Source organism: Pandoraea soli (genome assembly GCF_902459595.1).
Lineage (GTDB): Bacteria > Pseudomonadota > Gammaproteobacteria > Burkholderiales > Burkholderiaceae > Pandoraea > Pandoraea cepalis.
The window spans coordinates 39,019-51,845 of sequence record NZ_CABPSG010000014.1 but is presented as its reverse complement, the minus strand read 5'-3'; the positions used below and the strand labels follow the sequence as shown (position 1 = coordinate 51,845).

At 63.4% G+C, this 12,827-nt stretch carries 16 protein-coding genes; 7 read left to right on the top strand and 9 right to left on the bottom strand.

The window, feature by feature from the left end:
• The first annotated feature begins 296 nt into the window (after positions 1–296).
• The 5 genes from PSO31014_RS19325 to PSO31014_RS19310 all read left to right on the top strand — a co-directional run bounded on the left by PSO31014_RS19325 (position 297) and on the right by PSO31014_RS19310 (position 3,309).
• Positions 297–554, top strand: a complete 258-nt coding sequence (locus PSO31014_RS19325) for an acyl-CoA-binding protein (protein WP_150553094.1) — start codon at positions 297–299, stop codon at positions 552–554.
• Between the two features lie 266 nt (positions 555–820).
• A complete protein-coding gene (locus tag PSO31014_RS22470) occupies positions 821–1,210 on the top strand; it encodes a hypothetical protein (RefSeq protein ID WP_174976589.1) in 390 nt (129 codons plus the stop codon).
• A complete protein-coding gene (locus tag PSO31014_RS19320; protein ID WP_174976588.1) occupies positions 1,207–2,160 on the top strand; it encodes a PilW family protein in 954 nt (317 codons plus the stop codon). The genes PSO31014_RS22470 and PSO31014_RS19320 overlap by 4 nt, the downstream gene beginning before the upstream one ends.
• Entirely contained in the window at positions 2,139–2,792 is a 654-nt protein-coding gene (locus tag PSO31014_RS19315; RefSeq protein WP_150553092.1) for a pilus assembly protein, read from the top strand. The genes PSO31014_RS19320 and PSO31014_RS19315 overlap by 22 nt, the downstream gene beginning before the upstream one ends.
• On the top strand, positions 2,782–3,309 hold the full coding sequence (locus PSO31014_RS19310; RefSeq protein WP_174976587.1) for a GspH/FimT family protein: 528 nt from the start codon (positions 2,782–2,784) through the stop codon (positions 3,307–3,309). Before PSO31014_RS19315 ends, PSO31014_RS19310 begins: the two co-directional genes overlap by 11 nt.
• Positions 3,310–3,403: 94 nt before the next feature.
• On the opposite strand, the gene PSO31014_RS19305 is transcribed toward PSO31014_RS19310, so the two are convergent.
• The 3 genes from PSO31014_RS19305 to PSO31014_RS19295 all read right to left on the bottom strand — a co-directional run bounded on the left by PSO31014_RS19305 (position 3,404) and on the right by PSO31014_RS19295 (position 4,723).
• The gene (locus PSO31014_RS19305; RefSeq protein ID WP_174976586.1) at positions 3,404–3,922 is read right to left on the bottom strand and encodes a DUF3318 domain-containing protein; all 519 of its coding nucleotides are present in this window, start codon (positions 3,920–3,922) and stop codon (positions 3,404–3,406) included.
• Positions 3,923–3,935: 13 nt separating this feature from the next.
• Complete coding sequence (locus PSO31014_RS19300) at positions 3,936–4,319, bottom strand: phage holin family protein (RefSeq protein ID WP_150553089.1); 384 nt, start codon at positions 4,317–4,319, stop codon at positions 3,936–3,938.
• A 95-nt stretch (positions 4,320–4,414) separates the two neighbouring features.
• A complete protein-coding gene (locus PSO31014_RS19295) occupies positions 4,415–4,723 on the bottom strand; it encodes an ElaB/YgaM/YqjD family protein (RefSeq protein WP_026131540.1) in 309 nt (102 codons plus the stop codon).
• Positions 4,724–4,928: 205 nt separating this feature from the next.
• On the opposite strand from PSO31014_RS19295, the gene PSO31014_RS19290 reads away from it, so the two are divergent.
• Positions 4,929–5,567 carry a peroxiredoxin gene (locus PSO31014_RS19290; RefSeq protein ID WP_130026658.1) on the top strand — a complete coding sequence of 213 codons (639 nt, stop codon included), beginning with the start codon at positions 4,929–4,931 and terminating at the stop codon, positions 5,565–5,567.
• Positions 5,568–5,825: 258 nt separating this feature from the next.
• On the opposite strand, the gene PSO31014_RS19285 is transcribed toward PSO31014_RS19290, so the two are convergent.
• The gene (locus tag PSO31014_RS19285) at positions 5,826–7,019 is read right to left on the bottom strand and encodes an acyl-CoA dehydrogenase (protein WP_150553088.1); all 1,194 of its coding nucleotides are present in this window, start codon (positions 7,017–7,019) and stop codon (positions 5,826–5,828) included.
• Positions 7,020–7,250: 231 nt separating this feature from the next.
• Here PSO31014_RS19285 and PSO31014_RS19280 point away from each other — a divergent pair, with 231 nt between their 5' ends.
• The gene (locus PSO31014_RS19280) at positions 7,251–8,099 is read left to right on the top strand and encodes an IclR family transcriptional regulator (RefSeq protein WP_246176868.1); all 849 of its coding nucleotides are present in this window, start codon (positions 7,251–7,253) and stop codon (positions 8,097–8,099) included.
• Between the two features lie 388 nt (positions 8,100–8,487).
• Here PSO31014_RS19280 and kynA read toward each other — a convergent pair whose 3' ends face one another.
• The 5 genes from kynA to PSO31014_RS19255 form a co-directional block, all read right to left on the bottom strand.
• Positions 8,488–9,456, bottom strand: a complete 969-nt coding sequence (kynA, locus tag PSO31014_RS19275; protein ID WP_150553087.1) for a tryptophan 2,3-dioxygenase — start codon at positions 9,454–9,456, stop codon at positions 8,488–8,490.
• A 16-nt stretch (positions 9,457–9,472) separates the two neighbouring features.
• Complete coding sequence (gene kynU, locus PSO31014_RS19270) at positions 9,473–10,726, bottom strand: kynureninase (protein ID WP_150553086.1); 1,254 nt, start codon at positions 10,724–10,726, stop codon at positions 9,473–9,475.
• Positions 10,727–10,808: 82 nt separating this feature from the next.
• Positions 10,809–11,474, bottom strand: a complete 666-nt coding sequence (kynB, locus tag PSO31014_RS19265; protein WP_150553085.1) for an arylformamidase — start codon at positions 11,472–11,474, stop codon at positions 10,809–10,811.
• A gap of 255 nt (positions 11,475–11,729) precedes the next feature.
• Entirely contained in the window at positions 11,730–12,194 is a 465-nt protein-coding gene (locus PSO31014_RS19260) for a MarR family winged helix-turn-helix transcriptional regulator (RefSeq protein WP_150553084.1), read from the bottom strand.
• An 8-nt stretch (positions 12,195–12,202) separates the two neighbouring features.
• Positions 12,203–12,721 carry a flavin reductase family protein gene (locus PSO31014_RS19255; RefSeq protein ID WP_150553083.1) on the bottom strand — a complete coding sequence of 173 codons (519 nt, stop codon included), beginning with the start codon at positions 12,719–12,721 and terminating at the stop codon, positions 12,203–12,205.
• Positions 12,722–12,827 lie beyond the last annotated feature (106 nt).

The window sequence follows — 12,827 nt, the reverse complement described above, 5'->3', positions numbered from 1 at the left end:
CGCGGTATGAGCCGCGCAAATGTCTCGCGACAGTGCAAGGCTTGACGATCGAGACGCCCGGCAATACGCCGGGCGTTTTACGTTTGGGCATCGTATTTCGCGGTGAACAAGCTCAGTTCCCGAGAGGTTTAGACGCTGGGTTCTACGCTCGCCCCTACCTGGCATACCGCTTCGTCGATATCCTAGTTCGCGTTGTATTCGCAACACCCCGAGCGTCGACGCGAGCGTTTGCATGACGTTGCCGCCGCGACGCGCGGGTCACTTATAAGCTGACTGTTTTTCCAGGGAGAGACACCATGAGCGATCTTCAAGCCCGCTTCGACGAGGCCGTAGCCCAATCCAAGGCGCTACCCGAGCGCCCCGACAATTTCACATTGCTGCGGATCTATGCGCTCTTCAAACAAGGCACAGAAGGCGACGTGTCCGGTGCGCGTCCCGGCATCACGGATTTCGTCGGGCGTGCCAAGTTCGACGCTTGGGAGATGCTCAAGGGCAAGTCGAAAGAAGAAGCGCAGGAAGCGTATGTCGCACTTGTCGATGAGTTGAAGGGATAAGGTTGCCGGGGGGGCGGCGACGAGGCGATGAAGCGGCGTCGAGTCCCGTCAGTACGACACGCCAGCAGACGGCGACTTCGGTCGCCGTTTTTTTATGGGCGTTTGCGTGATGGGGGGCGATGCGTTGCGTATGAGAAGTGAGGTGGCGCATGACGGGGCGGGTTTTGCGGCGGTGTCCGATTGGCGTGTTGTCGACCGTGCGCGACGATGGACGCGTCATCAACGAGACGAGGTATCGAACCATGAGACAGGATCGCCGACACCCCATGCGCTTTACCAACCGGCATACGCTTCGCGATGCGCTGACCCATCGCGCACGAACGCGCTCGGGACGAGATCACGGTATGCCGCCGCTCGACGCGGGCCGAAGCCGGCGGCGGTGGCCGCGGCCCCCCCGTGCCACGGTGCCGCCGCAGTGCGGTGTGCGGCGCAGGGTGTTGGCACGGGGCGCGACATTGCTCGACGTCATGTTTGCCGTGCTGGCGCTGACGGCCGGTGCGCAGGGCTTTGCGCGATGGCAGGCCGCCGGGGGGATGTCGTCCGCCGAACTCGCATCGACGCCGAGCGTGACGATGATGGCCTTGCCTGCGCGGGGGGCGGCACAGTCGCGCGCCCCAGCGGCGGGCGATGCCTGGCTCGTGCTCGGTCAACCATGAGCGCGCCGCGCCGCGATTCGGGCGATGGTTGGCGCAAACGTCGCATGGCCGGTTTCACGTTGCTCGAGGTGGTACTGGCCATGCCGCTGGGCTTGCTGGTCGTCATGGCGGCGACGGCGATCTATCTCGCGGGCATTCGCTTGTGGCGAGTGCAGGCCGAGCGATACGACGTCAACGAGCGGGCCATCTTTGCGCTGACGCAGCTCACGCGCGCCGTCGGTATGGCCGGATATCGCAACTGGGACCCGATGGAAGGCGCGATCCGATTGCCCGGGCAAGGGGTGAGAGACTGGCCGTCGCTGCGTGTCGGTGCCGAGTGTGCGCTCACGGCCGACAACTGTTCGCGGTTTGGCTGGCAGGGCAGTGCGCTGCTGGAGGTGCAATTTCACGGGGCGGGCTTTTCGGCGGGCAATGGGGCTGTGCACAACTGTGGCGGGCGCCGCGTGAAAGCCACGGGGCGGTTGGACGAACGTCAACTCAGCATCTTCTATGTCGACAAGGGGGAAGACGCGATTCCCTCGCTTTTTTGCCGCTTCGGAGAGCGTCAGGGGGTGGCGACCGATCTGCGCCGCCCGGAAGTGCTGGTCATCGGGGTGGAGGCCATGTACATCCGCTTGGGAATGCGCGACCGAGGGGCCGGGGGATTGCGTTGGGTCGCACCGGCCACGCGAATGCGGAACCGACCGGCGCGCCCGCCGGCCGGCGAGCGGGGATGGGAGAACGTGGCAGCGGTCGCGTTTTCGTTGGTGATGCGCGGGGCGCCGCGTCGCGGTGGCAAGCCGCGGGCAGTGAGCGTGATCGAAGTGTTCGACGCGGCGACCGGTGGTCGTGAGTTCAAGCGACTGGGCAACGCCGGCGACGTCCATTTACATGTGTTCAATGCGGTGGCCTATCGTCGCAACGATGGCGGCGTGGGGGAGGAGGCCGAATGGTTGGCGTCTTCATCGTGATGTGGTTGGCCGCCCTGATGGCGCTGGCCGCCTCCGGCATGCAGCATCGTCAATTGGCGAACCGTTTCGTCGCGTACACGAACGATCGTGTCGGGGCGTTTGCCGCGGCCGACAAGGCGCTTGCCGAGGCGCGCGGCTGGCTCACCGACGACGCGCAGGCCGCGGAGATCGCGAGGATGTCGGCGTTCGACGCCGGGCCATATGGGGTGCTGGCGGCGAGCCATCGGGGCGACGTCTGGTATCCAAAACGCGTGCCGCGATGGCGGACGGTCGAGTGGGGGGGCAGTGGAGCGGTCGTCAAACGGCATAAGGCAAGCTACTTTATCGAGCGCATCGCGTTGTCCGCCTATTGGACAGACGACGCGGCAAAGCGCGACGCGTCGGTGCGACGCTATCGGGTCAGTGCGATGGGATGTGGCGACTTGCCCGGGACGCGTGTCTACCTGCAGGCGATCTATGAGGTCCGTCGTCGCGAGCAGGAGGTTCGTCCCGGTGGGGGCAGCGGATCGGACACTTCGCGTTCGTCGTATTCGTCGCGCGCATTGAGTTGGCGCGAGGTGGTGACGTGGCACGACGATGCCGTGGGGCAGCCCACGCACGGCGCCCAGCGCGAGTCTTGCGATGCATCGTGATCCGCGGGCGATGTCGGGCGTCACGTTGCTGGAGTGTGTCGTCGCGGTGGCGGTGCTTGCCGTGGCGCTGCTGGCGGTCGCGCCTTCCATCGAGGCCGTTCGCCGCCGGGTGGGGGTGGATATCACGGCGCGCGCATTCCTGGCGTCGATGCAGGCCGCGCGAGCGGAAGCCCTGGCGCGCCACCGGCGCGTGGCGATAGCGCCGCACGATGGCGGGGCGCTGAGCAGCGGCTGGGTGACGTTCGTGGACGAGAATCGGAACAATCGCTTCGACGCGGGAGATCAATTGCTGGGACGACATGCGCCATTACCACCGGGAGTACACATCGAAGCGGACTGGGCGCTGTACTACACGGAAGGGCTGGCATTCGCGGAAAGCGGCTTCATGCGAGCCGATCGCGATAAATGGCTCTCGGGTACGGTGCGGATCGAGGGAAATGAGCGGCGCATCTGCATCACGATCAATGCCTATGGCCGCGCCCGCGTGGCACGTCGGTGCGCCGCCGCGCCGCGCTGATGCCATCAACGCGCGCCGTCATGCAGTCATGCGGCCGTGGCGTCGAGAAGTGGTGTTGCCGCCATGTCCCGAGGCATAAGGGGGGGCGTGCCAATTACATGACGGGGGGGATGCCGGCGTCGTTCGCGTTGGCGTGGGTGCTGTTCGTGGCAGACGCGGCAGTGCCGCGTGCCGCGTTGGGTTCATCGGCTTGCGGCGCCGACGGCTTCGTCGAGTCCTGCCAGAGCTTGATGCCTTGCCATGCGAGCACGCCGAGGCCGCCCCACTTGAGACCGCGACGAACAACGCGTCCGACGGGGGTATGCGACAAACCGGTGAGCGCAAGAGAGGCCACCGAGCTGACCAGGGGGTAGCGCTCGAGCAGACCGCCGAGTTTGAGTCCGGAGTTCGCGAGGCCCCCAAGTCCGGAGAACTTCGCGAGGCCGCCCGGCAACAGGTAGCGCACCCAACGGAAATTGCGCAGACGCTCGCGCGTCACGTGCGCGGCCTGGATCAGTTCGGCGCGCTCGACGGCGATACGCGTGAGCACCAGCTCCTTGCGAATGGCGAGGAGATCGTGGCGCGAGCGTCGTGACGGTCGCGGGCGGCGAGGGCGGTTCGGTTCGAGCGGCACGGGCAGATCTCCTTCAGTCCGGACGCAGTGCGTCGCGATCCTTTTCGAACTCGGCCAGCGTGGCCTCGAACGGCATCGGCGCATCGCGCAGAATGTTGCGCGCCCGCACGGCGCACCACCCCGCCAGCACCAGATACACGGCGAAGATGCCGGTCATGGCCTGAAGACGGTAGGTGTCCCAGAAAATCACGATCACCAGCGCAGTCAGCGACACCAGGGCGAGCACGCCGAAGAGCATCGCGGCCAGGCCGAGGAAAGCCACGCCCATCAGGCGTTCCTTCTCCTCGGTCAACTCGATGCCGATCAGTTCGATGCGCGACTGTACGATCTCGAGCATCGCACCGGCGAGGCGCCGCAGCGAAGGCCGCGGCGGGGTCGTGCGGTCATTGTCGGTCATGGGGTGGGCTTGGCGGCCCACCTGACCCGTCGCGCCGGTCAGGCGGGCTCCGCCTTGGGCAGAGTTGGCGAGGAAGTGACTTGCGTCGGCGTAGCTTACTTGCGGTTGAGCAGGAGGCCGATCACCACGCCGATGCCGGCGGCAATGCCCACGGCTTGCCACGGATGGTCGTGAACGTAGTCGTCGGTCACGCGCGCCGCCTGCTTGCTCTTCTCGACGACGACAACCTGCACGTCGGAGGCCTTTTCCTTGGCTTGCTTGAGCAGTGCCAGGGCCTTGTCGCTCAGTTCGGAGGCGCGCTCACCGGTCGTGTTGGCAGCTTGCTTGAGCAGATCTTCGGCGTCGGCCAATACGGATTTGATATCGGTCATGAACTTCTCCTTGTTGGTAGGTACTTGCGACATGGTCATTACCCGATTTTGGGAGGAAAATGCGAGAGGGATATGAGTCACATCGTAACGCGTTCAATGCGTCGTTGCCAGAAAACAACGTCCCAACGGCCTTATATTTCGAATAATTATTTGCACCAAATTTTTTATTCGTTCTGGCAAAGGTTAGCATCCTTTAGTCTTTACCCCACTGAGTTGACGGATCTCAAGGAGACTGTAAATGACATTGCGTTTGGGTGACATTGCCCCCGATTTCGAGCAAGACTCGTCGGTTGGCAAAATCAAGTTTCACGAATTTCTCGGCGACAGCTGGGGGGTACTCTTCTCACACCCGGCCGATTACACGCCGGTGTGCACGACCGAACTGGGTCTGACCGCCAAACTCAAGGGTGAGTTCGAAAAGCGCAACGTAAAGGCTATTGCGTTGTCGGTGGACGATGCCGAGTCGCACAAAGGCTGGATCAACGACATCAACGAAACGCAGCACACGACGGTCAACTTCCCGATCCTGGCCGACGGCGATCGCAAGGTGTCGCAGCTCTATGACATGATCCATCCGAACGCCAGCGAAACTGTGACCGTTCGCTCGCTGTTCGTGATCGATCCGAAGAAGAAGGTGCGCCTGATCATCACGTATCCGGCCAGCACGGGGCGCAACTTCGACGAGATCCTGCGCGTGATCGACTCGCTGCAACTGACCGATAACTACTCGGTGGCGACGCCGGGTAACTGGAAGGATGGCGAAGACGTCGTGATTGTCCCGTCGATCAAGGACGAAGCCGTGCTGAAGGAGAAATTCCCGAAGGGGTACAAGGTCGTGCGTCCGTACCTGCGTCTCACGCCGCAGCCGAACAAGTAATCTGGGTCACGCGTCACTATGATGTCGACGGATGTCGACGTTGTTCGACGGCCGCAGAAACGGAAAATGCCAGCGCGAGAGCGCTGGCATTGTTGTTTGGTACGCGCCGTCGCTCGGGGGATTGACGGCCCGCGACTTGCGGCCTGAGAAACGACGCGTACCAGACAAGTGCCCTACACCGCGCGAGCGGCGCGCGGTGTAGGGCATCGAACCCCTCCAATCGATCGATTCGATCGATTGGATGCGATGCGCCGACAATCAGAAGAACGCCTGGATGCCGGTCTGTGCGCGCCCGAGGATCAGGGCGTGAATATCGTGTGTGCCTTCGTAAGTGTTGACCACTTCGAGGTTCACCAAATGGCGGGCGATGCCGAACTCATCGGAGATGCCGTTGCCACCGAGCATGTCGCGCGCGAGACGGGCAACATCAAGGGCCTTGCCGCACGAGTTGCGCTTCATGATCGACGTAATCTCGACGGCGGCGGTGCCCTCGTCCTTCATGCGCCCCAGACGCAGGCAGCCTTGAAGGCCCAGCGTAATTTCCGTCTGCATGTCGGCCAGTTTCTTTTGGATCAACTGATTGGCGGCGAGCGGGCGACCGAACTGCTGACGGTCGAGCACATACTGGCGTGCCATGTGCCAGCAGAATTCGGCGGCACCCAGCGCCCCCCAGGCGATGCCGTAGCGGGCCGAGTTCAGGCAGGTGAACGGACCCTTCAGGCCAGAGACACCCGGCATCAGATTCTCTTCGGGCACGAACACCTGGTCCATCACGATCTCGCCGGTGATCGACGCCCGCAGACCGACCTTGCCGTGAATCGCCGGGGCGGAGAGACCCTTCCAGCCCTTTTCCAGAATAAAGCCGCGAATCTTCTCCTCGCCATTCTCGTCGGCGAGCTTGCCCCAGACGACGAAGACGTCAGCGATCGGTGAGTTGGTGATCCACATCTTGCTGCCGCTCAACTCATAGCCACCGGCGATCTTTTTGGCGCGCGTGGTCATGCCGGCGGGGTCGGAACCATGGTTGGGTTCCGTCAGGCCAAAGCAACCGATCCATTCGCCGCTGACCAGCTTCGGCAGGTACTTCTGCTTCTGCGCTTCGCTGCCGAATTCGAAGATCGGCACCATGACGAGCGACGACTGCACCGACATCATCGAACGATAGCCCGAATCCACGCGTTCGACTTCACGCGCAATCAGACCGTAAGCCACATAGTTCAAGCCCGGGCCACCGTAGGCTTCAGGAATCGTCGGACCGAGCAGGCCGATCTCACCCATCTCGCGGAAGATGGCCGCGTCGGTGCGCTCGTGACGAAACGCCTCGAGTACGCGCGGTGCGAGCTTGTCGTTCGCGTAGGCGGCTGCCGCGTCGCGAATCATGCGCTCCTCGCTGGTGAGCTGCGCATCGAGCAACAGCGGATCTTCCCAATGAAACTGTGCATTGCCTGCCATGACCTATCTCCTCCGATGTTCTCGAAAAATGCGCTGACACAATTCTCGTCGGCCCCGCTCGACGGGCCGGCGTACCTCGCGGCCGCTCGAACCCGTAACGTGCTCCGACTTGACTAAAGTTCCGCAATGCGGAACAATGTTCCAAAACTGAAGTTAGTTTAACACTAAAATTTTTGGCTCGGCAACGGTCAGTTGTTGCATGGGTCGCCCCTTTTTGATGCGGAGCGCGCGATGGTTGTGGTCAAAACATCCCTGTCTGCCTTTGCCGGTGCGCCGGCACATGGTGTGCCGCCGTCACATGACGAGCGCAAGTTCGTCACGGCGCTGGCGCGTGGTCTTGAGCTGTTGCGTGCCTTTGGGCCTGACGACGTCCTGTTGGGCAATCGCGACTTCGCCGCACGCACCGGGCTGCCGAAGGCGACCGTCAGCCGGCTGGCCTATACGCTCACCGAGTTGGGCTATTTGCGTTACGACGCCGATCTGGGCAAGTACGCGCTCGACGCCGGCGTGCTGGCGCTGGGATATGCGTTCCTGAACGGCACCGACATGCTGACGCTGGCACGTCCGCATATGCGCGCGCTGGCCAAGGAAATGGGGTGTTCTATTTCGCTTGGTTGCCGGGAGGGCATCGACATGATGTATCTCGAGACCATCCGCAGCGATTCGGCGCATCTCACGCTGGGCCTGACGGCAGGATCACGCTTGTCGATGTTGACGAGTTCGATGGGGCGCGTCTACCTGGCGGCCATGACGCCTGTCGAGCGGGAGACGTTACTGGCCGATCTGCACGATGCCTATGACGCCAATCCGGCGGCGCTGCGCAATGTGGGGTGGGACGCGCTGCAGTCGGGCGTCGACAAGGGCATCGAGACGTACCGGCGCGAGGGGTGTTGCTATTCGTTTCGCGATTGGCATGAAGGGGTGAACGCGGTCGCGGTGCCGTTGCGCGACGTGAGACAGAACCGATGGCTGGCGATCAGTTGCAGCGGCCCGTCGTCATCCATTCCGGATGCGGTCTTCCGCGAGGAGATCGCACCTCGATTGAAGCAACTCGCCGCGCGCCTCAGTGGGCAGGTGTAAGTCGGTAAACATCTGAAAAAATCGGCAAACGGCGGTGGTCCATCGGGTTGGGGGCCGCCCGCGGCACTCCATTGCCGGTTAAGTCGCACCGCGGGCGGCCCCCAACCCGATTCGCAACCGCCCTCGATGCGACGACACCCTCCAACATGACCCAACCAACAAAGCCAGGACGACCGCTGTAACTACAGCAGCGACGAGCAGAGACGAACAAGAACGAGCAGGGGGAAACATAGGGGCGCATGATGGCGGCGATTGTCCGTCCCCTGACGTAGCGACTTAACCGGCATTGGAGCGGAGTCAGGGGACGGGCAATCGCCGCAGCCCTGGGCATGTGACAGGGCTGCGTGCGAATCTATGCGAAGGGTGTTGTCACAGCACTGAAAAAAACTCAGAGCAACGTCCGCACATGCCAAAGCTCGGGGAACAGCACGACGTCGAGCATCTTCCGAAGGTAGGGGGCGCCATTGGTACCACCGGTGCCTTGTTTGAAGCCGATGATTCGCTCGACCGTCGTGACGTGGCGGAAGCGCCATTGCCGGAACGCGTCTTCGAGATCGACCAGCTCCTCGGCCATCTCGTACAGTTCCCAGTGTTGCGATGGGTTGCGATACACCTCAAGCCATGCGGCCTCGACGGTGGCGTCGTGCGGCGTCGGCGTCGTCCAGTCGCGCTCCAGGCGTTCAGGGGCAATGGCAAATCCGCGCCGTGCCAGAAGGCGCACCACCTCGTCGTAGAACGAAGGGGCGCCCAGCGCGGCCTGCACCTGCGCGAAGACATCGGGGCGATGCGAATGGGGCTTCAACATCGCCGCATTCTTGTTGCCCAGCATGAATTCCAGAATGCGGTACTGATACGACTGAAAGCCCGATGAGCTGCCCAGCGACGGGCGCATCGACGAATACTCCGACGGTGTCATCGTCGCCAGAACGCTCCACGCCTGCACCAGTTGCTCGAGAATGCGCGACACTCGGGCGAGCATTTTGAACGCGGGGGGCAGGTCGTCGTTGTGCACCGCCGTACGGGCCGCCTGCAACTCGTAGAGGGCCAGCTTCATCCACAACTCGCTCGTCTGATGCTGGATGATGAACAGCATCTCGTTGTGGTCGGTCGAGCGCGGATGCTGCGCATTCAGAATCGGATCGAGCGACAGGTAGTCGCCGTAGCTCATGCTCTTCGAAAAATCGAGCTTCGCCGCGTGCCATTGCGTGGCATCGGTCGCGGCATCCGCCGGTGCGGTCGATACGCCCGGCGTCGCGTCGTCCGCGCCTTGATGGCCGAACGGGCACCCGCCCGATGCGGGCGTGGCCTGGGGTGGGGTGGTCTGCGGGTCGTGCGCGCTGGAAGGGGTCTTGCTCATGCTTTTGATTCCTCTCTCAGGTCACCGCGCCGCGGCGACGAAATTCGGGCTTGTCCCACGAACCCGTGGTCAGCACGTCACGCAGAATTTCGACCGAATCCCAGACATCGGCAAAACTCGTATACAGCGGCGTCATGCCGAAGCGCATGATGCGCGGCTCGCGATAGTCGCCAATCACGCCGCGCGCGATCAGCGCCTGAATCACGGCGAACCCCTCCGGATGCTCGAAGCTTACCTGCGACCCGCGCGCCGCGTGATCGCGCGGCGTCACCAGCGTGAGCGGGAATTCGGCGCAACGCGTTTCCACCAGCTCGATGAACAGATCCGTCAGCGCCAGCGATTTACGACGCAGGGCGTCCATCGAGGTCTGCGCGAAAATGTCCAGGCCGCACTGCACCAGCGAGAGCGAGACGATCGGCTGCGTGCCGCACAAGTAGTGCCCGATGCCATTGTCCGGCGTGTATTCCGGCTGCATCGCGAACGGCGTGCGATGGCCCCACCAACCCGACAGCGGCTGCCGTGAGGTATTCAGACGGCGCTTGTTTACCCACACGAACGCGGGCGCACCCGGGCCGCCATTCAGATACTTGTACGTGCAGCCCACGGCATAGTCGGCGTTGGCGCCGTTCAGATCGACGGGCACCGCACCCGCGGAGTGGCACAGATCCCACACGCACAGCGCACCGGCCGCGTGAATCTCGGCCGTACGCGCGGCCATGTCGTACATGGCGCCGGTGCGGTAGTTCACATGCGTGAGCAACACCACGGCGACGTCATCGCCCAGCGCGGCGGGCAGCTCGTCCGGCGAATCGATCAGGCGCAGCGAGTAACCGTCGTCGAGCAGGCGCGTGAGGCCTTGCACGATGTACAGGTCGGTCGGGAAGTTGCTGCGCTCGGAGACGACCACCTTGCGTTGCGGCGCGAGGGTGCGCTGCGCATCAAGGGCGGCGGCCATCACTTTGAAGAGGTTGCTCGACGTGGTGTCCGTCACCACCACTTCGCCTTTGCCTGCGCCGATGATCGGGGCCAGGGCGTCGCCGAGCGTGCGCGGCAGCGCGAACCAGTCGGCCTCGTTCCAGCTGCGGATGAGACCCACGCCCCATTCGGCGGCGATCACCTCCTGGGCACGCTTGGCCGAGGCCACCGGGCGCGCGCCCAGCGAGTTGCCGTCGAGATAGATCACGCCGGGCGGCAGATCGAATTGGGCGCGCAGCGGGGCGAGCGGATCGGCCGCGTCAAGGGCCAGACATTCGTTGCGAGAAGACGTCATGGTTTGCGTTTTGTCAGTGAAAGCTATGCGGAAAAGGGAAGTCGTATGTCGTGGTGCATGAGCCTGGCGCAGCCCTCGCGGCTCAAAGCGAACGCAGCACTGCACGTACCGGACTCGCATCGAGCCGCATCAACTTGAGTGGCAATGCGATGAGTTCGTAATCGGACGGTGCAATGGCATCGAGCACCAGTCCCTCGAGGATCGCCATGCGATGTGCCCGAATGCGGTGGTGGGCGTCCATCGTTTTGCTCTCCTGGGGATCGAGCGACGGCGTGTCGATCCCGACCAACTTCACCCCGTGCGCCGCGAGCAGGTCGATGGTCTCGGGCGCCACGGCGCAAAACGCACTGTCCCAGCGAGCGACGGGCGCCTGTGCATACGTGCGCAACAGCACGCGTGGCGGCACGTCCGTCAGGTAGGGCGCGACCTGATCCGGTGTGACGACCGGCGACGCGCCAAGGCAATGAATCACCCTGCACGGTCCAAGATAAGTCTCGAGCGCCACTTCCCCGATAAAGGCGCCGTCGTCGTCGTAATGACGCGGCGCGTCGGCATGGGCGCCCGTATGTGGCGACAACGTGATGCGCCCGACGTTGACCGGGCAGCCCGGTCCGATCTGCCACACCGACTGTTCCGAGAACGGCGTGTCACCGGGCCAGACCGGTGTGTCGCTCGAGAGCGGGGCGCTGATATCCCACACGCGGCGCTCGTCGCGCGCGTTGGCTGGGCAGTGGCTGGGTTCGGTCATGGGTGTGCGCAAAATCGTCAATCGATATGCGCATCTTAGAAGAATTCGCTTCGCAAGTGCTTGCGTATTCGGGGATGGCGAGGCGTGAAATTGATCGAAAAAATCGTATTTTCTTAATTTTAAGAAAGAATATTCGACAATATTGTGAGGTGATCGAATATTCGACGATTCGCCGCGCAAGGCGATCTGCGATTTCGGACGCTGCCGCGCGGTGATCGGAATGCGCCTACACGGGCGTTGCGCCCGCTGTGTCCCTTACGTTCCAGACGGTCCCGACGTCCCCTGCGTCATCTCGTCGATCAATCGGCGCAGGGTCGCTTTGAGCAAGGTGGATTGTTCTGTACCGAAGCGGGCGAGCACGCCGGCTTCGTGACGGCGCGCGCTGGCGAGCAGCGGGGTGACGCGCTGACGTCCGGCCTCGGTGAGCGAGACCATCGACTGGCGGCGGTCCGTGGCGCTCTCGCCGCGCACGACGTCGCCGGTCGCTTCGAGCCGGTCGACGATCTTGGTGAGCGTCGGCTGCTTGGCGAGCACGATGTCGGCCAGTTGATTGATGGTGCGCGCGCGGCCGTCGGAGAGCGTGGCAAGGACGCGCCACTCCGTCACGCCGAGTCCGGCCGCCGCGACTTCACGGTGAAATTCGTCGGACACCAGCGTGCTCGCGCGCGCGAGCAGGTACGCCAGGTAGTCGTCGACGAACGGTGCACCGGCGGCAGGCATGAGGCGGCTCAGCCGAGCGTCTGCGGCTTGTGGAAGCCACCGGCGTGGAAGATCAGCGGCATGCGCTCGCCAACGTCGGCATGCACGCCGCAACGCTCGACCTCGCCAACAAAGATGACGTGATCGCCTTCGTCGTAGCGGCTGCGGTTATGACATTCGAACCAGGCCAGCGCACCGTCGAGAACCGGCGTGCCCGACGCCGAGAGCGTATAGGGCACGCCCGCAAAACGGTCGCCCTTCATCGTGGCGAAACGCTTGCAGACGTCGAGTTGATCCGACGCCAGCACGTTCACGGCATAGTGCGAGTTCTCGCGAAAGACCGGCATGCTGCCTGCGCGCGTGGCAAGACTCCACAGAATGAGCGGCGGCGTGAGCGACACCGAGTTGAACGAACTGGCGGTGATCCCGATAAGCGATCCGTCGTCGGCGCGCGTGGTGATCACGGTGACCCCGGTCGCGAATTGACCGAGCGCATGACGAAAGGCTGCGTTGTCGAAATCTGGCGCTGAGGCGCGTTTGGCGTTCACTGTCCCTGCACTCCCGTCCGGCAAATTTGATCGGGTTGATTTGTATGAATATTCATATACTATGGCACGAACAACAGATCGACAAGACGCATGACGGCCAGCCGCG